This window comes from Streptococcus mitis, from assembly GCF_009496205.1.
GTDB lineage: Bacteria > Bacillota > Bacilli > Lactobacillales > Streptococcaceae > Streptococcus > Streptococcus mitis_BN.
This window is the reverse complement of record NZ_WIJO01000002.1, coordinates 40,775-64,408: the sequence shown is the minus strand read 5'-3', so window position 1 is coordinate 64,408 and position 23,634 is coordinate 40,775. Positions and strand designations below refer to the sequence as shown.

21 protein-coding genes are annotated in these 23,634 nt (G+C 40.9%); 1 reads left to right on the top strand and 20 read right to left on the bottom strand.

Features of this window, described 5'->3' with window-relative positions; genetic code table 11:
• Window positions 1-101 precede the first annotated feature (101 nt).
• From GEZ85_RS00770 to GEZ85_RS00675, 20 genes are all read right to left on the bottom strand, one after another.
• Window positions 102-1,232, bottom strand: coding sequence for an ABC transporter ATP-binding protein (locus GEZ85_RS00770; protein ID WP_153208909.1), 1,131 nt, complete (start codon window positions 1,230-1,232; stop codon window positions 102-104).
• Between the two features lie 112 nt (window positions 1,233-1,344).
• On the bottom strand, window positions 1,345-2,214 hold the full coding sequence (locus GEZ85_RS00765; protein ID WP_153208907.1) for a helix-turn-helix domain-containing protein: 870 nt from the start codon (window positions 2,212-2,214) through the stop codon (window positions 1,345-1,347).
• A gap of 3 nt (window positions 2,215-2,217) precedes the next feature.
• On the bottom strand, window positions 2,218-2,604 hold the full coding sequence (locus GEZ85_RS00760) for a Mini-ribonuclease 3 (RefSeq protein ID WP_045612146.1): 387 nt from the start codon (window positions 2,602-2,604) through the stop codon (window positions 2,218-2,220).
• On the bottom strand, window positions 2,597-3,940 hold the full coding sequence (gene cysS / locus GEZ85_RS00755; RefSeq protein ID WP_153208904.1) for a cysteine--tRNA ligase: 1,344 nt from the start codon (window positions 3,938-3,940) through the stop codon (window positions 2,597-2,599). Before cysS ends, GEZ85_RS00760 begins: the two co-directional genes overlap by 8 nt.
• 81 nt (window positions 3,941-4,021) lie before the next feature.
• Window positions 4,022-4,906, bottom strand: a complete 885-nt coding sequence (locus tag GEZ85_RS00750) for a GNAT family N-acetyltransferase (protein ID WP_125443971.1) — start codon at window positions 4,904-4,906, stop codon at window positions 4,022-4,024.
• 11 nt (window positions 4,907-4,917) lie between these two features.
• A complete protein-coding gene (gene cysE / locus GEZ85_RS00745) occupies window positions 4,918-5,535 on the bottom strand; it encodes a serine O-acetyltransferase (protein ID WP_060627711.1) in 618 nt (205 codons plus the stop codon).
• Between the two features lie 15 nt (window positions 5,536-5,550).
• On the bottom strand, window positions 5,551-7,764 hold the full coding sequence (gene pnp / locus GEZ85_RS00740) for a polyribonucleotide nucleotidyltransferase (protein WP_153208902.1): 2,214 nt from the start codon (window positions 7,762-7,764) through the stop codon (window positions 5,551-5,553).
• A 368-nt stretch (window positions 7,765-8,132) separates the two neighbouring features.
• Window positions 8,133-8,999, bottom strand: a complete 867-nt coding sequence (gene metF, locus GEZ85_RS00735) for a methylenetetrahydrofolate reductase [NAD(P)H] (RefSeq protein ID WP_153208900.1) — start codon at window positions 8,997-8,999, stop codon at window positions 8,133-8,135.
• Window positions 9,000-9,060: 61 nt separating this feature from the next.
• Window positions 9,061-11,310, bottom strand: coding sequence for a 5-methyltetrahydropteroyltriglutamate--homocysteine S-methyltransferase (metE, locus tag GEZ85_RS00730; RefSeq protein ID WP_153208898.1), 2,250 nt, complete (start codon window positions 11,308-11,310; stop codon window positions 9,061-9,063).
• Window positions 11,311-11,662: 352 nt separating this feature from the next.
• The gene (locus GEZ85_RS00725; protein ID WP_000797746.1) at window positions 11,663-11,956 is read right to left on the bottom strand and encodes a helix-turn-helix domain-containing protein; all 294 of its coding nucleotides are present in this window, start codon (window positions 11,954-11,956) and stop codon (window positions 11,663-11,665) included.
• Entirely contained in the window at window positions 11,946-12,311 is a 366-nt protein-coding gene (locus GEZ85_RS00720) for a type II toxin-antitoxin system RelE/ParE family toxin (RefSeq protein ID WP_227326104.1), read from the bottom strand. Before GEZ85_RS00720 ends, GEZ85_RS00725 begins: the two co-directional genes overlap by 11 nt.
• 157 nt (window positions 12,312-12,468) lie before the next feature.
• A complete protein-coding gene (locus tag GEZ85_RS00715) occupies window positions 12,469-12,834 on the bottom strand; it encodes a TIGR02328 family protein (protein ID WP_153208879.1) in 366 nt (121 codons plus the stop codon).
• Window positions 12,818-13,222 (bottom strand): YbgA family protein, encoded by a 405-nt coding sequence (locus GEZ85_RS00710; protein ID WP_153208877.1) that lies wholly within the window; start codon window positions 13,220-13,222, stop codon window positions 12,818-12,820. Before GEZ85_RS00710 ends, GEZ85_RS00715 begins: the two co-directional genes overlap by 17 nt.
• 130 nt (window positions 13,223-13,352) lie before the next feature.
• Window positions 13,353-14,438 (bottom strand): HigA family addiction module antitoxin, encoded by a 1,086-nt coding sequence (locus GEZ85_RS00705; RefSeq protein WP_153208875.1) that lies wholly within the window; start codon window positions 14,436-14,438, stop codon window positions 13,353-13,355.
• Window positions 14,431-14,769 carry a type II toxin-antitoxin system RelE/ParE family toxin gene (locus GEZ85_RS00700; RefSeq protein ID WP_153208873.1) on the bottom strand — a complete coding sequence of 113 codons (339 nt, stop codon included), beginning with the start codon at window positions 14,767-14,769 and terminating at the stop codon, window positions 14,431-14,433. Before GEZ85_RS00700 ends, GEZ85_RS00705 begins: the two co-directional genes overlap by 8 nt.
• Window positions 14,770-14,901: 132 nt before the next feature.
• Window positions 14,902-16,503 carry a type I restriction-modification system subunit M gene (locus GEZ85_RS00695; protein ID WP_153208872.1) on the bottom strand — a complete coding sequence of 534 codons (1,602 nt, stop codon included), beginning with the start codon at window positions 16,501-16,503 and terminating at the stop codon, window positions 14,902-14,904.
• Window positions 16,504-16,550: 47 nt separating this feature from the next.
• Window positions 16,551-17,129: a hypothetical protein gene (locus GEZ85_RS00690; protein ID WP_153208870.1), complete on the bottom strand. Its 579-nt coding sequence runs from the start codon at window positions 17,127-17,129 to the stop codon at window positions 16,551-16,553.
• A 10-nt stretch (window positions 17,130-17,139) separates the two neighbouring features.
• Complete coding sequence (locus GEZ85_RS00685; RefSeq protein ID WP_153208868.1) at window positions 17,140-18,333, bottom strand: restriction endonuclease subunit S; 1,194 nt, start codon at window positions 18,331-18,333, stop codon at window positions 17,140-17,142.
• A gap of 280 nt (window positions 18,334-18,613) precedes the next feature.
• Window positions 18,614-19,828, bottom strand: a complete 1,215-nt coding sequence (locus GEZ85_RS00680; protein ID WP_153199150.1) for a hypothetical protein — start codon at window positions 19,826-19,828, stop codon at window positions 18,614-18,616.
• A 32-nt stretch (window positions 19,829-19,860) separates the two neighbouring features.
• Window positions 19,861-22,851, bottom strand: a complete 2,991-nt coding sequence (locus tag GEZ85_RS00675; protein WP_153208866.1) for a type I restriction endonuclease subunit R — start codon at window positions 22,849-22,851, stop codon at window positions 19,861-19,863.
• Window positions 22,852-22,998: 147 nt separating this feature from the next.
• Between GEZ85_RS00675 and GEZ85_RS00670 the strand changes: the two genes are divergently transcribed.
• Window positions 22,999-23,616, top strand: coding sequence for a TVP38/TMEM64 family protein (locus tag GEZ85_RS00670; protein ID WP_000076168.1), 618 nt, complete (start codon window positions 22,999-23,001; stop codon window positions 23,614-23,616).
• Window positions 23,617-23,634 lie beyond the last annotated feature (18 nt).

Below are 23,634 nucleotides of genomic sequence, written 5' to 3'. Positions count from 1 at the left end.
TTTTTTAAGAATATGAAAACTAGAAAATTCCCTCTCAATCAATCCACATTTCAAAAAACACTGCCAGATTTCTCTAGCAGTGTTTTGACATTTCATTTATCTTAGTAAACTGTTCTTTCAGTTTCTACATCGAAGAAGTGTGCTTTGTTCAAGTCAAATCCAAGTTCAACTGTTGCGCCTGTTTGCAAGTAGTCACGAGCATCAACTTTAGCAACGAATTCATCTTTACCAACTTGGCAGTATAGGTGAGATTCTGAACCAAGCAATTCTGATACAGAGATAGTAGCTTTTACAACTGATTCTGGGAATGTTTCAAGGAAAGCAGGTTCTGCATTCACGTCTTCTGGACGGATACCGAAGATCAATTCTTTACCTTCGTAGCCTTTGTCACGAAGAACTTTCAATGCTCCTTCTGGAACTTTCAAACGGAAACCGTCAGAAACAATTTCGCTACCAACCAATTTCACGTTGATGAAGTTCATAGCTGGGCTTCCGATGAATCCTGCTACGAATTTGTTAACTGGGTTTTTGTAAACTTCTTGAGGTGTACCGATTTGTTCTACACGTCCGATAGTACCTGTACCAGCAGGGTTTTTAGTTGCTGACATGATAACGATACGGTCTGCAAGTGTCATCGCTTCTGTTTGGTCGTGAGTTACGTAGATAGTTGTAGCTCCGATACGACGGTGGATTTTAGCGATTTCAGCACGCATAGATACACGAAGTTTTGCATCCAAGTTTGACAAAGGTTCGTCCATCAAGAATACTTTTGCATCACGGACGATGGCACGCCCCATGGCAACACGTTGACGTTGACCACCTGAAAGGTCAGCTGGTTTACGATCCAAGAATTCTTTCAAACCGAGGATTGCAGCTGCTTCTTGCACACGTTTATCGATGTCTTCCTTGCTGTATTTACGCAATTTTAAACCGAAAGCCATGTTGTCATAAACAGTCATGTGTGGGTAAAGAGCGTAGTTTTGGAATACCATGGCGATGTCACGGTCTTTTGGAGCTACGTCGTTGACAACCACGCCATCGATAGATGCAGTACCTTCTGTGATGTCTTCAAGACCAGCAATCATACGAAGAGTTGTTGATTTACCACATCCTGAAGGACCTACGAAAACGATAAATTCTTTGTCTTTGATGTCCAAGTTGAAGTCTTCAACTGAATAGTGTTCGCTGTTTGGATATTTTTTGTAAATGTTTTTAAGATTCAATTCTACCATGAGGTGAACTCCTTTTGTCTTTTGATAGTTTTATTATAGATGAAAACGCTTTACATTTCTATGGCAAGGTGACCAAAAAAATAAAAAAGTTCTGTGCAACTTGCACAAAACTTTAGAGAATATCTGGTAAAATCAATTGATAACACAGGGTCAAGTCAGTCAGTTCTTTCAACTGTAGCCCTGTCAATTCTTCCCATTTATCAATCTTATATTGGAGAGAATTGCGGTGCAGATAGAGTTGCTGGGCTGTTTTTGTTAGGACAGCACTATTTTCCCAAAGGGAGAGAATGATTTCCTGAATCTGGTCTTGATCCAAGATCATCTGGTGCAAGCATTCCTTGATTGCCTTCAAGTCCACAAGTCTTTCTCCCATACTCCAAAGATAGAGCTGAGAAAAAGTATGAACACCTTGGTGACCCTGACGCCACCAAGTCTTGAACAACTCGCGCTCAGCTTTGATTAAGTCTGATAGGGCTTGATTTCTCGTCTGAGACCAAACCTGGCCCAACATGATAGACAGACGAAGTCCAAAGTCATACTCTACCGCTTCAATCGTATCACTTAAAATAGCTCGTACAGAGGTGTATTTATCTTGCTGAAGCACGAAAACATAATCCTGAGCTCCGACCTGAAGCACTGTCTGACAGTTAGGAAATAGAGTCCGCATCATATCCAGCCAAGAAGCTAGATTTTCCTGATGAAAATAGGAAAGATGACAATAGGCCAACTGAATCTTTTTAAAAGTTTGTGGTGTCTGTCCCTTCCCCTCAATCAAAAAAGAATACCAAGGATTGAGCGAACGAGCCTGCTCCTGCTGGGTCAAAAGTGAAATCAACTGCTTTTCACGCTCGCTGAGCCCAGCTTCCTCCAGCAAAATCCACTGTTGAGAAGCTAAAGGAAGAGTGAGATAACCCTCTTTCTCTACTGGTTGGTCTGAAATCTGAGCTTCAGGAAACCAGTCTTGTAGTTCTTTTGCCATCATGCCCTAGCCCTCCACTTTTTGGATACACCAGGAAATCAAGCTCTCAAGACGTTCCAGATTTTCAGTCATATGGAGATAGCCCATCACTGCTTCAAAACCTGTGGACATACGGTAAGTTACCACATCAGCATTTTTGGCCTTGGTGTGGCTATTGGTATTGCGACCACGTTTGTAGATTTCTTCTTCTTTTTCCGTCAGGACATGCTCCTCCAACATAAGAGAAATCAGGCGAGCCTGAGCTTTAGCCGACACATACTTGGTCGCTTCTTGGTGGAGTTTATTGGGTTTGGTCATGCCTTTGAGGATGAGGTGACGACGAATATACATAGAATACACCGCATCTCCTTCAAAGGCTAGCGCAATCCCGTTAATGAGATTGACATCAATCACGTGTCCACCTCACTCCATCTTTGGTGTCAAGGAGCTTAATTCCTTGAGTAGCCAATTGGTCACGGATCTGGTCCGCTGTCGCAAAGTCACGATTGGCACGCGCTTCTTGGCGTTTTTGGATCAAGTCTTCAATATCTGCATCCAAAACTTCCTCAATAAAGACAATTCCAAAGACTTCTAACATATCCGCAAGAGCTTCCTTAACACTTGCATCATAATTGCCAGAGTTAATCCACTTGGCCATTTCAAAGACAACTGTGATACCATTAGCAGCGTTGAAATCCTCATCCATAGCTGCTACAAACTTATCTTTAAAGGCTTGTAACTCTTGAGCATCTACAGTTCCAGTAAATGGTTGCTCATAGGTGTTTTTCAGATACTTGAGATTAGTCTCTGCATCCCGCACTGCCTTTTCCGTAAAATTGATAGGCTTGCGGTAATGCTGAGTCGCAAAGAAGAAACGAAGCACTTGACCATCAAGAGTTTTGAGGGCATCATGAACAGTGATAAAGTTCCCCAAAGACTTAGACATCTTGACATTATCGATATTGACAAAGCCATTATGCATCCAGTAGTTAGCAAAGGTCTTACCTGTTTTGGCTTCTGACTGGGCAATTTCATTGGTATGATGAGGAAACTCGAGGTCGGCTCCGCCACCGTGGATATCGATGGTATCGCCCAAAATCTCTGTTGACATGACCGAACACTCAATATGCCAGCCCGGACGACCAGGTCCCCAAGGACTATCCCAAGAAATCTCGCCTGGCTTGGCAGCTTTCCATAGGGCAAAGTCTACAGGATTTTCCTTACGAGCCGTTTCTTCATCGGTACGACCTGAAGCCCCTAGTTCCAAATCTTCCAAGGTTTTGTTAGCCAACTTGGCATAGTTGTGGGATTTTTCCACACGGAAGTAAACATCCCCTTGACTCTCGTAGGCAAAGCCTTTTTCAATTAAGTCTTCCACAAAACGGATAATGTCAGCCATAAACTCCACCACACGTGGATGGCGAGTCGCAGGTTTGACGCCCAAGGCCGTCACATCCTCACGAAAGGCAGCGATATACTTGTCCGCAACCTCCTGAGGCGTGATCCCTTCTTCCTTGGCACGGTTGATAATCTTATCATCCACATCTGTAAAATTGGAAATATAGGCAACCTCAAATCCCCGATACTCAAAATAGCGACGAACCGTATCAAAAGCCACCGTTGAACGAGCATTTCCCACGTGGATATAGTTGTACACCGTTGGCCCACAAACATACATCTTTACTTTGCCGTCCTCAATCGGGACAAATTCTCGCAAATCACGAGACATGGTGTCGTAGATTTTAATCATAAATTATAATCAGGAAAGCTAAAATCCAAGAACAGTTAGTCTCATCACTGAGAGTTCAATTGAATTTCAGTCCGAATGCCTCTACACTTCGGAATCCCTTGCTCCTTTCTCATTCAGATAAACCACCTGAGTCTGTTTGACAAAGCCAATTTTTTCATACAAACGTTTGGCACCTACATTGCTATCTTCTACTGCAATCTGAAATTTCTTATCATTTTGCTCAATTAGTTGGTTGACAAGGAATTTTGCTAAGTAGCTCCCATAGCCTTTCCCACGTTCAGGTTCTGATATTGCTAAACCGTAGAAGTAATTCGTATCGCTCGATAAATCAACCGTGCAAGTTCCAATAACCTGACCGTCTTTTAATAAAATATACAGGCGGCTTTCTGGATCTTTCAGAGCTTCAGCAACATATCTATCCACAACTTCTCTAGATTCATGTTCCTCTGAGAATGCCTGAAATTTTAATTGACTAATTTGATCCTGATACGAACTATCAGCTAACAAAACTTCAAGATTGGAAACATTTGCTAACGGATAAGGTCTTCTATCCTTACCTAACCAGGTTTCTGTCTCTTCATCCTCAACCAGTCCCCAGTTGCTGACAAAATCAGGATGGCGGTCTAGAAAAACACGCTCTGTCTGAAAAGTGACTGAACGAATAGAAAAAGAAACTGTTTCTCTCTCAAAACTAGTAAACAATGCACGCGCAATTCCCTGATGGCGATGATCTGGATGAACCAGTATCGTCACTTCCACATCTTGGTCATCAGCATAGACAGTTAAGAGACCAACAAGTTCGCCTTTTTCATAATAAAGGAAAAAGGCGGGCATGTTTGGGTCAAAATTAAGCATGTTAGAAAGATAGGGATCACGATAGGTACCGTCATAGTTTTGGCAACAGTTAATTAGTTTTTTCGCCTCAGATAGCTCCTCTTGGCTTAACTTGTTTCTTGCTTGAATCATATAGGTATCCTCTACAACCCAGACGATCTGTGACTGGCATCTTTAGCATGCTCGAGTTTATTGACGTAGTACTCTCGTTTTTCTTCGACTTCGTGGATGACCGGCTCATCCTTTTTACCATGTACACGGACAATCTTAGCAGGAATACCGACAACCGTCACATCACTAGGTACGTCTGCCACGACAACTGCTGCTGCACCGACCTTGGCATTTTCACCAATTTCCACTGGTCCAATGACTTGGGCATGAGCGGATATTAAAGCTCCTTTTCGCACGGTTGGATGGCGTTTGCCACAGTCTTTCCCTGTTCCCCCAAGAGTCACCCCATGATAGAGGAGAACTCCCGTCTCAACGATAGCCGTCTCTCCAATCACCAAGCCAGAACCGTGGTCGATAAAGACACCTGAATCAATCTGGGCACCTGGATGAATTTCAATCTGAGTCCAAAAGCGCCAAAACTGACTGTGCATACGAGCCAAGAGTTTGAAGCCATGCTTCCAGAGAAAATGTGAAAGACGGTGGGCTGCCAAGGCCTTGACACCTGGATAAGTCAGCAAAACCTCCAAAGTGGTGCGGGCCGCTGGATCATTTTCTTTTACGATATCAATGGTTTCGCGCCACCATCCCATACATTTCTCCTTTTCTTATTCTGAATCTTTTGGTGTTTCTGTAATTTCTTTCTTAGGTTTGTGATCCTTGTGATGACGTTGGCGATGAGGACGTTCTGATTTTTCACCTTTTTCATCACGTTCAGGTTTTGGTGGACGAGGAAGAAGGGCTTTCATAGAAGCATCCACACGTCCTTTTTCATCAATCTTGATAACCTTAACATCAACTTCATCCCCGATTGCTACCAAGTCTTCGACATTATTGGTACGCGTCCAAGCCATCTCCGAGATATGAACAAGGGCATCTGTCTTATCAAAGAGGTTAACAAAGGCACCAAATTTCTCGATACGAACGACTTTAGCACGGTAAACTTCGTCCACCTTAGCTTCACGAACCAAACCAGCAATAATTTCTTTAGCACGGTTAATAGCATCTTGGTCGCTAGAGTAGATAGACACATTTCCTTCTTCGTCGATATCAATCTTAACGCCTGTTTCAGCGATAATCTTGTCGATGGTTTCTCCACCCTTACCGATGACAATCTTAATCTTGTCCACATCAATCTTGATGGTATCAATTTTCGGAGCAGTTGGAGCCAATTCTGGACGAACTTCTGGAATGGTTGCTTCAATCACATCAAGGATTTCAAAACGAGCTTTCTTGGCTTGGGCAAGGGCTTCTGTCAAGATTTCTGCAGTAATCCCTTGAATTTTAATATCCATTTGTAGGGCTGTAATCCCGTCACGAGTTCCTGCAACCTTGAAGTCCATGTCTCCAAAGTGGTCTTCCAAACCTTGGATATCTGTCAAGACTGTATAGTTGTTTCCATCTGAGATGAGACCCATGGCAATCCCTGCTACTGGTGCCTTGATTGGCACCCCACCAGCCATAAGGGCAAGAGTTCCCGCACAGATAGAAGCTTGAGATGAAGAACCATTTGATTCCAAGACTTCTGCTACCAGACGGATAGCGTATGGGAATTCTTCCAAGCTTGGCAAGACTTGAGCAAGGGCACGCTCTCCAAGAGCACCGTGACCAATTTCACGACGACCTGGCGCACCGTAACGACCTGTTTCCCCTACAGAGTATTGTGGGAAGTTATAGTGGTGCATAAAGCGTTTCTTGTACTCTGGATCCAAACCATCGATGATTTGAGTTTCTCCCATCGGAGCCAAGGTCAAGACTGAAAGAGCCTGAGTTTGCCCACGAGTAAAGAGACCAGATCCGTGCACACGAGGAAGGAAGTCAACAACCGCATCCAAAGGACGGATTTCATCAACCTTACGGCCGTCAGGACGAACCTTGTCTTCTGTAATCAAACGGCGCACTTCTGCGTGTTCCATTTGTTCCAGGATTTCAGCCACGTCACGCATGATACGGTCAAATTCTTCATGGTCTGCATATTTTTCTTCGTAAACAGCAGTTACTTTATCCTTAACTGCTTGAGTTGCAGCTTCACGAGCTAATTTTTCTTCTACTTGAACCGCTTTTTGGAGGTCACTGTTGTAGGCTGCGATGATTTCAGCCTGTAATTCAGCATCTACGTGAAGCAGTTCAACTTCTGCTTTTTCCTTACCGACAGCAGCAACAATTTCTTCTTGGAAGGCAATCAATTCTTTGACTGCTTCATGCCCTTTGAGAAGGGCTTCCAACATGATTTCTTCTGACAATTCTTTAGCACCAGACTCAACCATGTTGATAGCGTGCTTGGTACCAGCTACTGTCAATTCAAGGAGAGATTGCTCTGCTTGTTCTTGACTTGGGTTGATGATGATTTGACCATCCACATAACCCACTTGCACCCCAGCGATTGGTCCGTCAAATGGAATATCTGAAATAGAAAGTGCCAAGGATGAACCAAACATAGCTGCCATAGGTGCAGAAGCATTTTCATCATAAGAAAGCACGGTGTTGATGACTTGGACTTCGTTACGGAAACCTTCCGCAAACATAGGACGGATTGGACGGTCAATCAAACGCGCTGTCAAAGTCGCATCCGTTGAAGGACGTCCTTCACGTTTCATAAAGCCACCAGGAAACTTCCCAGCCGCATACATTTTTTCTTCGTAGTTGACTTGAAGAGGGAAAAAATCCCCAGTTGCCATCTTCTTAGACATCACGGCCGCAGTCAAGACAGTTGACTCACCGTAACGTACAACAACAGAGCCATTTGCTTGCTTAGCAACCTGACCAGTCTCTACAATTAACTCACGACCCGCAAAAGTCGTTTGAAACACTTGTTTTGTCATTTTAATCCCCTTTGGATTGATGAAATTATACGCCTTGCCTACAAAAATCAGGATACAAAGGGCGTAAAGAATCCCGTATGAAAATAGGAGATTGACGCAGTGTGCGATGCACACCAGGAAATCTATCTTTTTCACTAGGGATTTAGCCCGTGTTCAACTATCTAAATACTTTGAAAAGTTTAAAAAATATTATTCTTTAGCATTTATACCTTTTATAGCAGATTTGAATAGCTAAGAATCTGTTTATACCCTCATCTTTGTATCAAGTACGTACAGAGTCTATTTTATCATATTTTTCTTAAAAAGTGCGGTCTTTACCATTAAAAAGGAACCATTCCCCTCACCTGAGAAGAATGGTTTGCTTTTTATTATCCTAGAGACTGATGATTAAATAAGGCATGGGTTGCTTGGTGGATGTATTTTGCTGTTTCAGCATTGTTCATAGTGTAGAGATGCACACCTGCGACATCCTGAGTTACCAAGTCCACGATTTGGTCCACTGCATAGGCAAGTCCTGCTGCTCTGAGCGACTCAGGGTCATGCTCATACTTGTCTAAGATGGCTTTAAATTTGCGTGGAAGATGGATATTCTCACAAGTCTTCAAGAGGCGGAGAGCCTGATTTCGATTCAGAATTGGCATAATCCCTGCATGAATAGGAACATCAATCCCAGCCAAAATGCATTTATCTTGGAAATCATAGAAGCGCTCATTGTCAAAGAAAAGCTGAGTTACGAGGCTCGAACAGCCTGCATCCACTTTCTTCTTAAGATTTTGAATATCTGAAATCTGATTTGGTGAATCTGGATGTCCTTCTGGATAGCAAGCACCAACAATATCAAAGTGAGGAGCTTGCTCCTTGATGAACTCAATCAAGTCAGTTGCGTAGCGGAAATCCTTTTGTGGTTCCACATCAGGGATGATATCCCCACGAAGAGCCAAGATTTTCTGTACCCCAACCTTGTCCAAGTCAGCAAGAGTCTCAGCAACCTTTTCCTTGGTCAAATAGATAGCTGGCAAGTGAGCAATAGTCGGAATCGCCAAGTCATTTTGGATAAAGTCAGCCAAACGAACCGTCGTTTCCTTGATATTAAATTTATTATTGCTGGCAGTTACACTGATAAAGTGAGGGGCCAACTCCTGCATATCTTGAAGAGCAGAAATAATTTTATCATTACCCACAGCTGGGTTTGGAGGGAACACTTCAAATGAGAGTGACGGTGTTTGGCGTGACATAGTCTTATCCTTTTCTAGTTGTTTTCTTACTGATCAACCATGTATGGAGAAATGTCTTTTCTTACAATTTCTCACGCGCAGCTTTAGCTGCTTCCACAAGGCGGATCAAGCTTTCTTTTGTTTCTGGAATACCACGTGTTTTCAAACCACAGTCAGGGTTGATCCAAACTTTCTTGCTTGGCACTTTAGCAAGGATGGCTTCGATTGTGTTGTCGATTTCGCCTTCATTTGGCACACGAGGTGAGTGGATATCGTAAACCCCAGGTCCCACTTCTGTTTGGAAGTTTTTCGCTTTGAGTTCGTCCAAGATTTCAAGGTTTGAACGGCTTGCCTCAAATGAGATAACGTCCGCATCCATGTTGTCGATAGCTGGGATGATATCTGTAAATTCTGAGTAACACATGTGAGTGTGGATTTGAGTATCTGGCGCTACTGTTGAGTGTACCAAGCGGAAGGCAGGAATTGCCCAGTCAAGGTAGTCTTCGTACCAGTCGCTACGACGGAGCGGCAATTTCTCACGAAGAGCTGCCTCGTCGATTTGGATGATTTTCACACCTGCAGCTTCAAGGTCAAGCACTTCATCCTTGATAGCAAGGGCGATTTGAAGAGTAGAATCCTTGATAGAGATGTCTTCACGTGGGAATGACCAGTTAAGGATGGTAACAGGTCCAGTCAACATACCTTTAACAGGTTTGTTTGTACGGCTTTGTGCATAGCTAGACCATTTAACAGTGATAGGGTTAAGACGAGTTACATCACCCCAGATGATTGGTGGTTTCACCCCACGCATACCGTATGATTGTACCCAACCATTTTTAGAGAAGAGGTAGCCTGACAAGTTTTGACCGAAGTACTCAACCATGTCGTTACGCTCAAATTCACCGTGAACAAGGACATCAAAATCGATATCTTCTTGCCATTTAATCCATTCGTCAATTGTTTCAGCAAGGAAAGCGTCGTACTCTTCTTGAGACAATTCACCTTTACGGTAAGCCAAACGCTTCGCACGAACTTCTTTAGTTTGAGGGAATGAACCGATAGTTGTTGTTGGAAGAGCTGGAAGTTTGAAAGCGTCTTCTTGAATAGCTTCACGTTCTGCAAATGCTGGCAAACGAGTGTAGTCTGCGTCTGTCAAGCCAGCGATACGCGCACGAAGTTCAGCATTTTCACCCACACGTTCAGTCGCAAAGAGTTCTTTGTTAGCTGCAAGTGCTTCTTCTCCTTGACCATTGCGGATAGCATCCAAATCACGAATCTCATCTAATTTTTCAACTGCAAAGGCAAAGTGGTTCAAGATTACTGGTTCAAATTCTTCATTAGCAGTTGTAAATGGCACATGAAGAAGTGAGCATGAGCTTGTCAAGACAATGTTTTCAGCTGGGATTTGCTCAAGAACAGCCAAGCTCTTTTCGTAGTTGTTACGCCAGATGTTTTTACCATTGACAATACCTGCATAAAGAGTCTTGTCAGCTGGGAAGCCACCTTTAACGAGTTCAAGAGTTTTCTTACCTTCAACGAAGTCAAGACCAATGGCATCTACTGGCAAGTTTACAAGGTCAGCGTAAACGTCACGAACGTCTCCGAAGTAAGTTTGAAGCAAGACTTCAAGACCTTTTTTGTCAGCCAAAAGTTTGTTGTAAAGGTTCAAGAAGAGGGCTTTTTCTTCAGCTGTCAAATCTTTTACAAGAGCCGCTTCATCCAATTGGATACGAGTCGCACCAAGTTCAGCCAATTTAGCAAAAACTTCTTGGTAAGCAGCCACTAAGCTGTCTACGAAGTCTTCTGCTTTCACGCCTTCTTCAAAGTCTGACAATTGAAGGAAAGTGAATGGACCTACAAGAACTGGGCGAGTGTTCAATCCAAGTTCTTTTGCTTCTTGGAACTCATCGAAGATTTTGTGACCAGCAAGTTTGACTTGAGTGTCTTTTTCAAATTTAGGAACGATGTAGTGGTAGTTAGTGTTGAACCATTTCTTCATTGGAAGGGCACGAACATCCCCTTTTTCTCCTTGGTAACCACGACCCAAAGCGAAGTAGCGCTCAAGGTCAGACAAGTCCAAGTTTTGAACGGAAGCAGGTACCACGTTGAAAAGGAAAGCTGCATCTAGGAAGTTGTCATAGTGAGAAAAGTCATTTGATGGAATTTCAGTGATGCCTTTTTCTTTGACAATGTTCCAGTGTTTAGCACGCAAGTCTTTTGCGGCTGCCAAGAGTTCTTCTTCTGAGATTTCTTTTCTAAAGTATTTTTCAGTTGTAAATTTTAATTCGCGGAATTCGCCCAAACGAGGGAAACCGATGATTGTAGTTGACATGATGTGTCCTCCAAAATTTGTTGTTGAAACTATCTTAACAGAAAAGGAATCATCTGTATAATTGTAAAAAATTAGGCTTTGATATAGTTTGAAACTATATCTCCGTTTTAAACAAAAGAAAAAGACTTGAGACAAATGCCTCAAATCCTTTGTGTAGCTTGTTTTATAGCTGTATTTTAGTTAGACTGGTCAAACGTGTTATTAGTAATTCTTATAAGTGACTATGACTTGTTATTAAAAAAGACTATAAGTTGATTTTTCTTTTGTAATTCTGATATTTCCCTGAAAAGTGCGGACGGGAGGTAAAATTATCCAGTGGATGATTTTAGTCAACCAAGTAATTTCATCGCCATCAACTCTTTCTCTGTTCGAGGGGGACGACTGCTAATGTCTTTCCTAAACTGGCTAAAACTTTCAAGACTGTGTCCAACTGGGGGCTAGTCTTGCCTGTTTCCATCCTAGCAATAACCGGCTGGCTCACTCCACTAAGTTCTTCTAGCTTTTTCTGGCTGATTCCTTGTTCATGCCTAGCCTCAATCAGCTCACTCATAATAGCCACTCGCATATCACTTTCAAGGATTTCCTCCTTAGTAAATAGTTCAGACCGGACATCCTTCCAATTACTCCCAATGGCACTATTCTTCATCACTTAACCCTCTTTCTTTTAAGTCCTTCAGTTCACGCTTGGCTTTTTCAATCTCTCTTCTAGGAGTTTTCTGAGTCTTTTTGACAAAATGATGTAAAAGAACAAAACTACCATCAAGCCACGCTACAAATAAAATTCGATCTCTCAGTGGTCTTAGTTCCCAAATCTCATCTTCCAAATGTTTCATATAGGGTTCACCAGCTCTCGTCCCATGCTGACTAAGCAACTGGATATAGTCATTTAATTTATTGAGTTTGATGCGGCTATCCTTACTTTTCTGGCTAGCTAATTCTCTCATATAATCCAAGACTGGCTCATTTCCATTTTTGTCCTTATAGAAGTAAATCGTGTGCACCAAGCAACCTCTTTCCAATCAAATTATAACTCAAAAGTTATTGAAAGTAAAATCTTAACACTCATAAAAAGAAGACCTTAGAAAAACTCCAAAGGTCTCATCTTTATTATTCGAAAAAATTACGGGAAGAGTTATAAATTGAAGACAATCCTTACTATTATTCCAGCTCTATCCCCTTCTCTCGGAGATTTGCCAGACACTCCTCATAATAGGCATCGTCATGTTCGCTGTATATAGGACTTTTCAGCTTTTCCTCTACCAAATCTTCATAAGGAGGGCAAATTTTACCACGGTGGTTCTTGTCCAGCCACTCTGGACTGACATTGTAGCCACGGCTAGCCATTTCCTTCATGATCAAGCGATGATAGGCATAGAGACGATAGGGCGAGTGGGTAAAGACATAGTCAACCGTTGCATGCTTTCTGCCCCAGCCATTGCCACGCAGGGCACAGCACTCTCTATGTTGTCCCAAAAGTTGAGGACGCGGAAGTTGTGAAATCAAATCCTCATGCCAAAGTCTCATGGGAGTCTCCTTTCAGTAAAGTCGAATGTTGCAAATAGGTATTTGGATAGCGATCAAGCAAGTCTCGAGTCTTAGTAATCAAGTCTTCCTTAGAAGCCTGACCAAAGCGGTAGCGATCAAGCAAGAGCATATAGTCCTTGCGCTCAGCATCTGTCGCTTTCTTTTTGAAATAGCCCCAAATATGCTGAAAGGCATTGCAAACCTGACCCCTGTGTTCTGGGATTTGACAGGCGCGGTCAATCATCTCTTGAACCTTACTCAGCTCCACCACTTCTTGCTTGAGATACTGGCGAAGCTCATTGTAAATATTGCTGGAATGGCTCAACACGAGGTATTTGTTTCTAGCCCAGAGTTGTTGGCACTGGGATTTTTGATTAGTTTGTTCCATCTTTCTCCTTGTTTTTTATCAGTTTCCAGGAAATATGGAAACAAAGTTTTATCTTAAAAATGAGCGAATTAATGACTTCACATGACTGAATGTATGAATCTTTTTTCTTCTTCTAAAAATTTCCTGACACTTAGGAAACAAAGTAATAATTCTCTTTTAGTTCTCGGAAACGGTCAAAACCTAGAATACCCTCATTTTGTAATCTGCCCAAAACGACACTAGGATGAATATCTATCTCCTCAGAAAATCGAAGGATATCTGTCTTATCAAAGTTTCCTTTTTCTACAAAAGATTGATAATATTCTGGTCTAATCAAGAAATCTTTTGCAAACTGGTCTGCCTGTTCCTCAGAACGAAGATAGGACTCACTGTTTCCTTCATCAGATGAAAAATCATTTTCCAGAATGTGCCCAATCTCATGGAATAGTGAGAACCAGAAAATATCTGACGCTTTGTTACGATCCGTAAGTAAAAGCAAGGCACTACCATTACTGAATTTTTTAGTCGCTCCATTTAGATTGGCATTTGGCAAAGCAGGTAGACCGACTAGGACCACACCACAGTCTAGCAAGATATCATACAAGCATTGAGGGAAAACTTCTGGATTTTGTCTTGTCAACTTTCTCAACACAGGCAGGCTTCTCTCTAGCTTTCTGCGATTTAACTTAGTTGTCGTTTTATCACGTGCTTTTTTAGATGCCAACTCCAGCATGATATTAGAGTTTACTATACTTTTAGTTGTAAACTCACGCGTATTCCGATAGCTGACTAAATGGTTAAAAGATGTAAGGTTTTCTAAACTTGCCACCCCTAGAATCTTGCGAAGCTCGATAATCTTTTCCTTCAAGCTATAGCGTTTGTCTGTAACGTAGCCTTCTTCCTTAAAATACTTGAAATCAATCATCTCACAGATTTCTTTCTCGCTACCTTCTTCTAGCTCTTTTTGTTCTACAATCTCTGCAACTTTTACATCATAAGCATTCTGAAGATTAAGCCAGGTTTGCATGGAAACTCCGCTTAGCTTGGCTAACTTATGAGCCGTTTCCTTACTAATGGACTCCTCTGCATTGACCAGCTTGCTGATAGTCTTTGCCGAAACTCCCAAACGCTCCGCAAATTCTTTCTGCGTTACGTTATAATCTTCAATCAACTCTTCAACGTACTGACCTGGATGAAAAGCAATCAGGTCTTTGTATTCAACAATTTTATTACTCATAGTGATTGCTGACCTCCTCTATTTTTAGGATTTCGATTTCAACAGGACTTGGAAACACCTTTTCTAAATCCTCCTCACGAAATTCCACAATCAACCGATAGGAACTCTTTCGACCATCTATATCTAAAGCAAACTGTCCCTGTCTCTTTCCCTTAAGTTGGTGAAAGTGATATTTAGGAAAAGCTGTCACACTAGCCAAAGAATCCGCCACTTCCAAAAAGTTGATCAACTGATGCAATTTTACAGCAATCTTATCCGAAAAATCTTTTTTCGCCTGTCTCAGCTCTGTGCACTGCTTTTTAACAGTTTTGTTTGTATAGATAAGCTTCATATGTCCCTTTCTGTTCAAATTAAATTACCTAATAGGTAATTTAATTATACCATCTTTAGAAAACAAAAACCAGCCAAAAGTTAATTTGGCTGGTTTTTCAAATCGGATTGACGTATCTAACTCCTTCCCCCATCACCCTTTAAACTCTTTCAAAAACTTTTTGAGTTCAGCATCGGCTTCTGGTGTGGTTCCGTGGAGTTGACCGAGCATTTCGAGTAGGGAAGCGGTTTGGTTTTGGATTGCTTGATTTGTCGTGTTGATCTTGCTGACGATATCTGTCAGTGGCTCGACTTCTTCTTCCTCAAAGGTATCTACGTAACGAGGGATATTGAGGTTATAGTCGTTTTCGACGATTTCTTCATAACTTGCCAGATGGGCAAACTTGTCAATTTCCTCACGTGACTTGTAGGCTTCCAGAATCTTCTCGATATGAGCATCCGTCATGATATTCTGATTTTTGCCCTTATCAAACTCCTTAGAGGCATCGATAAAGTAGACATCACGGTTGGTACGGTTCTTTTTGAGAATGATAACCGTGGTCGGAATGCTGGTGTTAAAGAAGATATTAGCAGGTAGACCGATAACCGTATCAATGGCTCCTTCTTCTAACAAAGCCTTGCGAATGGTTCCCTCCGCATTTCCACGGAAAAGAACACCGTGGGGAAGAACGATAGCCATAACACCATTATCCTGCTTGAGATGGTAGTAACCATGCAAGAGAAAGGCAAAGTCAGCCTTGGACTGGGGCGCCAGTTTCCCAAAAGGAGAGAAACGAGGATCAGCCATAAAGCCAGAGCTTGCTGACCACTTAGCAGAGTAGGGAGGGTTCATGAGAACACCGTCAAAGTTGGTCGGCTCTTGAGTCGGCCAGTCTTCATCCAAGGTATCAGCATTGTGGAGGAATTGATTCTCAACAGGAACACCATGTAGAATCATGTTCATCCGAGCCAAGTTATAGGTCGAGGTATTGAGTTCCTGACCAAAGTAGACCACTGTCTGTGGCTTGTGAGAGTATTTCTTGGCATTGAGCAAGAGAGAGCCAGAACCCATAGTCGCATCATAGATGGTAAAGCCTAGCTGGTCCTCACGACCTAAAAAGGCAATCTGAGTCATGAGTTTGGCAACAGGCTGAGGTGTATAGAACTCACCAGCCTTCTTGCCCGAGTCAGTCGCAAACTGACCGATCAGATACTCATAGGCATCCCCCAGCATATCACCAGCATGACCAGCCACATCTAGCACAGCCAGCTCTTTCATGACCGCCGCCACCGTTTGGTTTTGCTTTTGCGGAGTCGCCCCTAGCTTTTTGGAATAGAGGTCAATATCTTCAAAGAGGTTTTCATAAAGTTCGTCACTCTGCTCGATATCACGAAAACCCTGAGCCAAGTCTTCCAACTGGAAAGTCCCCTCATTAACACGTGCTACAAGAGCCGTAAAGGTCAACTCAGGCTTGATACTATAGTTGAGTTCGTCCTTCATGACTGCAAGAAGATCCTCGTGGGTGTCCGCATCCTCATAGTAGTTACGATAGACCTCAAGGGCAGCCTCTAGACTCTCACTCCCCTCCTCCATAGTCTCCGACACGAAAAAGAGCATCTTATCTGACAGGTACTTATAAAAGACCATCCCCAAGAGATAGGACTTATAGTCGTTGGAATCCATCTTAGAGCGGAGAACATCCGCTGAGTTCCACAGGGCTTGGTAGAGCGACTGGGACGTTTGTGTTGTTTCCATAATGTTTCTTTCTATCCTTAATCGTTTCAACAATACATAAAAATAGTTTAATTAGTTTTATCCAATACAATTGCTTTAAACTCTAAATAATCATATTTTGTAAATATATAATTCAATTGTGGTATATACTTATTCACTTTTACTATAGCGTTTAGCTCCATTTCTGTTAACGTATCTAATCTATAAGTTGCAAATTCTCTTGTGTCTTCTATTATATTGTAACAGATATCGTAATAATATCTTGAATAACTTTCGAAAAATGGTTGAAAAGACGTATTTACACAACGATTATACAAGGCTATCATCTCATTCAATGGTTCATCACAATATTTCAGAAAAGGTCGTATCATTCCACCTTTTTTAATCCCCATACCCTTATAGCGTGTTTCTAATTTTTTAATGAATGGCAAATACTTCAAATAGTAATAATCTATTTCAAACTTTTGATTCTTAAGTTCTTCTTTTAAAATAGTTTTAAATTCTTTTTCAAGAGATTTTTTAAAATTTACTCTATCCCAAAATACAAATGCCAGAATTCCTAATATTACAGTCGCAACAAAACCTAGAGCAGCATAATAAGTATTAGTTAGTGAATTTACTGTGTTTAATAATTCTTCATTACCCAAAATTAATCTCCTATATAAACATATCCTGCAAAAGTTTCTTTTTCAAAGTCTCAAGCTGAGAAATTTTTTCTTGGTAAGAGTTGATGAGGTTATCGAGGTTAGAGAAATAGAGGCCGATAGCGCGTTGTTCTTCAATGGAAGGAGCTTGTATTTTCAAAGATGAAACTTGTTCTAAGGACAAATTTGGCTGTGCACCTACTGTTGGATTTTTTCGTATATAATCTTTCACAACTTCTCCAGATAATACTACTAATAAAAAATAAGCATCTAATTTATATCCTCTAATAATTGCAAGAGCTTGATTTGTATTAGCCGGAAGAACATTATTTCTCACGATTGCAGTTCTACCAAGAGTACCCGCAATCGAAAATAATATATCTCCTTCAAACAAAATAGATCTCTTCAAACTTCCCAAATGTTCTTCCTCTGAAATCTTAACAACAGAATAGATTTCGTTATCTTTCAAGTTTTCAACTTTGATAAAATTTACCTTTCCTTGTTCTGATTGAGATTTTGCCGTTGTTCCCTTTGTAATTAAATCACAAACTTCGCCTAACTTGATTAGTTCCCATTCACCTTCAAATCCATCTAAACGAATCTCTGGAACTGTCTGTCCAGCTTTTGGAAACATCTTGGAGAGCATGGTCGCCTTGAGAGATTGGTAGTTGGTGAGATTATCCTTGTAGCTTGCAAGAAGATCGTCGAGGGTACGGAAAAGAGTACCGATGGCGGATTGTTCTTCAAAATGCTCCGGAATTGTGATAGAAATTCTTGATAAATCTTTCGAATTGATTGCTGGATAACTAGTACCTGTACACCTTTCTATTACCTTATTTACAAAACCTTCTTCTTGTAATCTAGCAAGAAGAAAAGCACTATCAACTTTTGGACGTAATTGAGCATATCCAGTAGAAAAAACATAATTATCTTCATTTAAATCAAATAAATAGTTATTCTTTTGGTATGGTCGAACAGTTTGAAAAAAAACATCTCCTTTTTGTGCAACACGTTGAGCACGTGATGGTGCACTTTCTCTAATTTCCTCTCTAAAGGAGATTAACTTCGTCCCAACAACTGATTCTAAATCTACATACTTAAACTTCCTAGGTAGAAATGATTTAGGATTGACATCTACAAAATTACCTAGTTTAACTGATTTCCAATTTTCATAGAACCCATTATATCTATACCTACCTTTTTTCAATATCACTACACTCCCTCTAACTAAACTAAAAGCACCACAAATTAATGTTGGTGCATATCTTTTATTAATCCAAATCCCTATATTATACTATAAGAAGAAAGTACATTATTTTTTATTTTCATTTTTAATCATATATTTTTTAAAATCCAGTATGCTTAATTCATTCCGAAGAAACTTAGATTCAGAATATGTATCCTCAATTGTACTATTAGACTTTCTATTAACCATAGATATCCTAGAACTTTTTTCAGATATATCATTTATTTTTATATTAAAAGAACTAATTCCTACCATCACGAATATCTCTCTTCCTCAATTGATAATCTATATTTTTTTGCAAGTCAAAATATTCTTTTCGATTTATCCATATAGGTCCATCACCCCTGGTTATAACTAAAACATCAACTGGACCACCTACCGTTTCTAAAGAGTCCGTAATATGACGTTTAAAGGATGTTAAATTAACTAGTGTTTCTGCCATATTTGCCAACTCTGAAACCGACAGCATACTAACAATATTTAATATTGGATCTATAAAATTTTCTTTTTGAAAATTTGCTACACTTTCTATGATATCATCCTTTTGATTATCCGTCAATTCAGATGCTGAAATCTTATCAATAATTTCACTTTCAATGGATGGATCCATACCTTTTAAAATCGTTAAAACCATGTCAGACTGAGCAAAAGGTGTTATTGAAGCACTGCAACCATTTACAGTAATATTTACTTTTTCTTGTGATGTGTACTTCAGTTTTCCATTAAAAGAATAATCAACTTCATAAGAATACAACGATGGAAATAGATCGTTACTTCCATATCCAGCAAATACTATTCCAGAAGAATTATCAAATGAATTTTTATAAATCACCAATTCGTATAATAATGTAACTAAATCATTGAAAATTTCACTTATGTCAAGTTTGAAAAAATTTTTTAAATCCTTATCTATAAAATCAAAAAACTCTGATATAAAATCTTCTACTGTTATCTCAAAATCTATTCCTTTTCTATCAATATTATTTTTTCTAACAAGTAAAATTACATTTTTTAATATTTCTATTATTTTTTCATCTTCAATTTCATGATTATTACTCTTAGCTTGCTCCTCATTAATAAAATCAGATGCTACATTTGTAATATAATTTAACGTTCTATAAAAAGTACTTATAATTATATTTTTAGAAATATGACAATCATTAAATTGCTCTTTTTTTAAAAATGCAAAAAAACTTGTAGCACATTCTTCTAAATCCCTAAAGTCAATTATTTGTGTTTCACTCCTAAACTCTTTAAAAATAATTTCCCAGGGAATTTCCATATACTCTGCATTCCCGTAAATCATAAATGCAATATTTTTATTCCCCCCACAAGAAAATAATTTATTTGCTGCATTGTATGCTTTAGCATTACCTAAATTATTTGAAATAGTCACAGCACTATCTGCAGCCAAAACAATTCCACTCTTATTTAAAATAGCGATTTCAGCAGTCATTTTACTCTCCTTTAAATTTTAATTACACTTAATTACCTTCCAACCCTAAGCGGCTCAATCACTTCTTCGATCAGCTGGGTATAGGCTTCCTTGATTTGTTTTTTATAGAGGAGAGGATTAAGGGCATCCGCCACCTCTAGCTTATAGTCCTGATAGCGCTGGCTCTTAGTCAGCTGGCTTTCTCCTAGTTGTTTTTTAGCTCCCTTACGGTAATGTTCGACATAGTAACGGAGTTCATCCTCTCCGACATACCAGCGCTTACTAAAGACTTGGATATGTTGCTGGATGACAGCCTCTATCATCTGATCCAAGATATTTGCGATAGACTGACCACGATAGCTTTCTGGATGTTCTTGTACCTCTCTCCACAGTTCAGTGATGATCTGGGCAAGATTTGGATTGGTCTTCTCAAGACTCTGAATATAGTTATCCACGGCTCCCCTATCTTGAGCGCTTAGGTTCTTTTCTTGACTTTGACCTTGTTCAATCAGGCTTTGGATCAATGTCAAGATATAGGCATAGTTGATCTCATCCACTTGGATAGACTCCAGTTCATAGTGGATATCAAGTGGTTCACCGTCGTCATCATCCTCTACTCGGCTTTTTAATTCAGCAAGGACATTTCGATAAAGACCCAGATACCTTTCCAACTTTTCTCCATCAAGTCCTGTCTGACTGTAAAGCTCTTCCTCATCATACTCTTTATACACTCGGATAGAGGCTAGGTATTTATCAAAGGATTGATAGGTTTTAGCTAGTTTCCTCAACTCAGGCGTAGAGACTTGCTCGAGATCTAGACCGTTCACATAGTCATCAGTAGCAAGGTTTTTAAAATCACTGCAACTCCGCAAAAAGTTTCTCTTCTCCTCTTCCCAGCTTGGAGCTAGAACCTCGTTTTCTCCACCATTCGAGTAGAGTTTGAGGGCATTATCCACTGCTTCCTTAAAGGCTAGAGGCTTTTGGAAGGTGATGATATGACCGTAGGTCTTACTGCTATCAAAAATACGGTTGGTTCGGCTAAAAGCCTGAATCAAGTCCTGCGGTTGCATGGGTTTGCGGTCGATAAAGAGAGTCGACAAACAAGGAGCATCAAATCCCGTTAAGAGACGATTGACCACGATAACCAAGTCCAACTGCTCATTGCGATAGAGGTATTTGTCCTGTTTTCGAGCTAGACGGTTATTAACATCCGTATTAAAGCCACGAAGATCCGCCATGGTAAAGTGGGTATCAAACTCTTGGTTATAGTCTTCTAAAACCTGCTTCATGTGCTCTTGGTTAGCTCTTGAGTCTTCTTCATTTTCAGTAACCGAGTAGGTGATGGTCACCTTTGGAAAGTCTGGAAGGACCTGCTTGACCCTCTCAGATACCTTGACTCTCATCTTCCCAGCTTTAACTCGTTTGAGGAGGTCATAATAAGCTTGGGCTTGAGGGATTGACTTGACGGTCAGGATAGCATTATAGGTCTTACCCACTCCTTTTTGGAATCCTAGCTGTTGACGGGATTTATTGATAATGGCATCCAAGACTTCCAGCATATGTTCCTCATCCTCATACACGGTATCTGGTATGTCATTTTCAGATTTATCCGTGATGAGGGTATTGCGATAATCTACCTTAAAGCCTAAAACTGCTCCATCATGGATGGCTTCCTTGACTGTATACTCATGGAGACGGTCTCCGTACTGTTGCTGGGTGGTTTGGGCTAGGTCGCCGACTTGCTGGCGTTTATTTTCCTTAAAGATAGGTGTACCTGTAAAACCATACCATAGAGACTGTGGGAAAAAGGCCTTAATATCTTTTTGTGTTTGAGGTGTTACGGCACGGTGGCATTCATCCACGACAAAGGCCACTCGGAGACCCTTGATTTTGTCAGCATCACGCTGGTAAAGACCTTGCTCAAACTTACGCATCATGGTGGTGATTTTCTGGATAGTGGTCACCACGACACGCTTATCATTACTACCTAGTCGCTTGACCAAATCATGTGTATTGTCCGTCTCATCGATATCGATGACATCATTGGTCGCATAAGAGAGGAAGGATGATGTGGTCTGTTGGTCCAAGTCCCTGCGATCAACGGCAAAAATCGTCTTTTGGATAGAAGGGATTTGAAGGAGATTTCTAGCCACCTTATAGGAGGTCAAGGTCTTCCCTGAACCTGTCGTATGCCAAACATAGCCTGATGCTTGCTGGCGAGAGGCTTCTTGCACTGCTTCGATTGCATGGATCTGGTAAGGACGCAGGAGGATGAGAGCCTTCTTGCTATCATCAAGGACAGAATACTGCATAACCATCTGGTGGGCACGAGGGATAGAAAGAACCTCGTGAGCAAAACTCGTCAAGCTCGTTATGGGTTGGTTGTCCTTATCCACCCACTTGGTTAGAAATTGCTTGTTGAGTTTATTTTCCCTAGCTGCAGCGATATAGCGTGTGTCTACCTTATTGGTCACAACAAACATCTGTAAGCTAGAGTAGATGCCACGGAACTTGCCTTCCCTATCATACTTCTTAATTTGATGAAAGGCATCTAAAAAAGCAACTCGGGGACTTTTAAGCTCAATCTGAATCATTGGAAGGCCATTAATCAGGAGGGTCACGTCTAGCCTGCGATCTTGATCCTGAGGATTTACTTTGTCTCTCTCGACTTGGTTGACAACCTCATAACTAGACTTACCAGCTGCGATATTGTCTCGCCAAATGACAGATAAACGGATAGTCCCCAAACTAGCATCTTCTCTCTGAACCTCAACCTTGGCAATGCCATTTTCGCCGACCAACCACTTGGCTGCATCATAGTAGCTAACAAAGTTCAGTTGGTTCTGAATCTGGCGTTTTTCCTGTTCTGTCAGGGGATGATCTGCCAATAGAGCCACATTGTTCTGGGCTAGCTTTTCAAAGAAGTTTTCCCATAATTGCTCTTCAGTTTTAAGGTCATCTCTGTAAGTCCATTGACTTTCCCCAGTCACCAGTTGGTTGATCAGGTGTTTTTCTATCTCCAGTTCTGGTTTTACCTGTATCATACTCTCTCCTTTGCTACTTGTCTGCTCCCTTTATTATAGCATGTTTAGCCTCAAATTCCATCACTCTTCCCATTGTAAAAGCAATCATTCCCCCTTTCTCCTCCAAAATATGGTATAGTAGAGTTATACTATCTATGAGGAGTTTACATGTCACAGGATAAACAAATGAAAGCAGTTTCTCCCCTTTTACAGCAAGTTATCAATATCTCATCGATTGTCGGTGGAGTTGGGAGTTTGATTTTCTGTATTTGGGCTTATCAGGCTGGGATTTTACAGTCTAAGGAAACCCTCTCTGCCTTTATCCAGCAGGCAGGTATCTGGGGGCCACCTCTCTTTATCTTTTTACAGATTTTACAAACGGTCGTCCCTATCATTCCTGGGGCCTTGACCTCGGTGGCTGGCGTCTTTATCTACGGCCATATCATCGGAACTATCTATAACTATATCGGTATCGTGATTGGCTGTGCCATTATCTTTTATCTAGTGCGCCTCTACGGAGCTGCTTTTGTCCAGTCCGTCGTCAGCAAGCGTACCTATGACAAGTATATCGGTTGGTTGGATAAGGGCAATCGTTTTGACCGTTTCTTTATCTTTATGATGATTTGGCCCATTAGTCCAGCTGACTTTCTCTGTATGCTGGCTGCCCTGACCAAGATGAGTTTCAAGCGCTATATGACCATCATCATTCTGACCAAGCCCTTTACTCTCGTGGTTTATACCTACGGTCTGACCTATATTATTGACTTTTTCTGGCAAATGCTTTGACACGTAAAAAATCCGTTT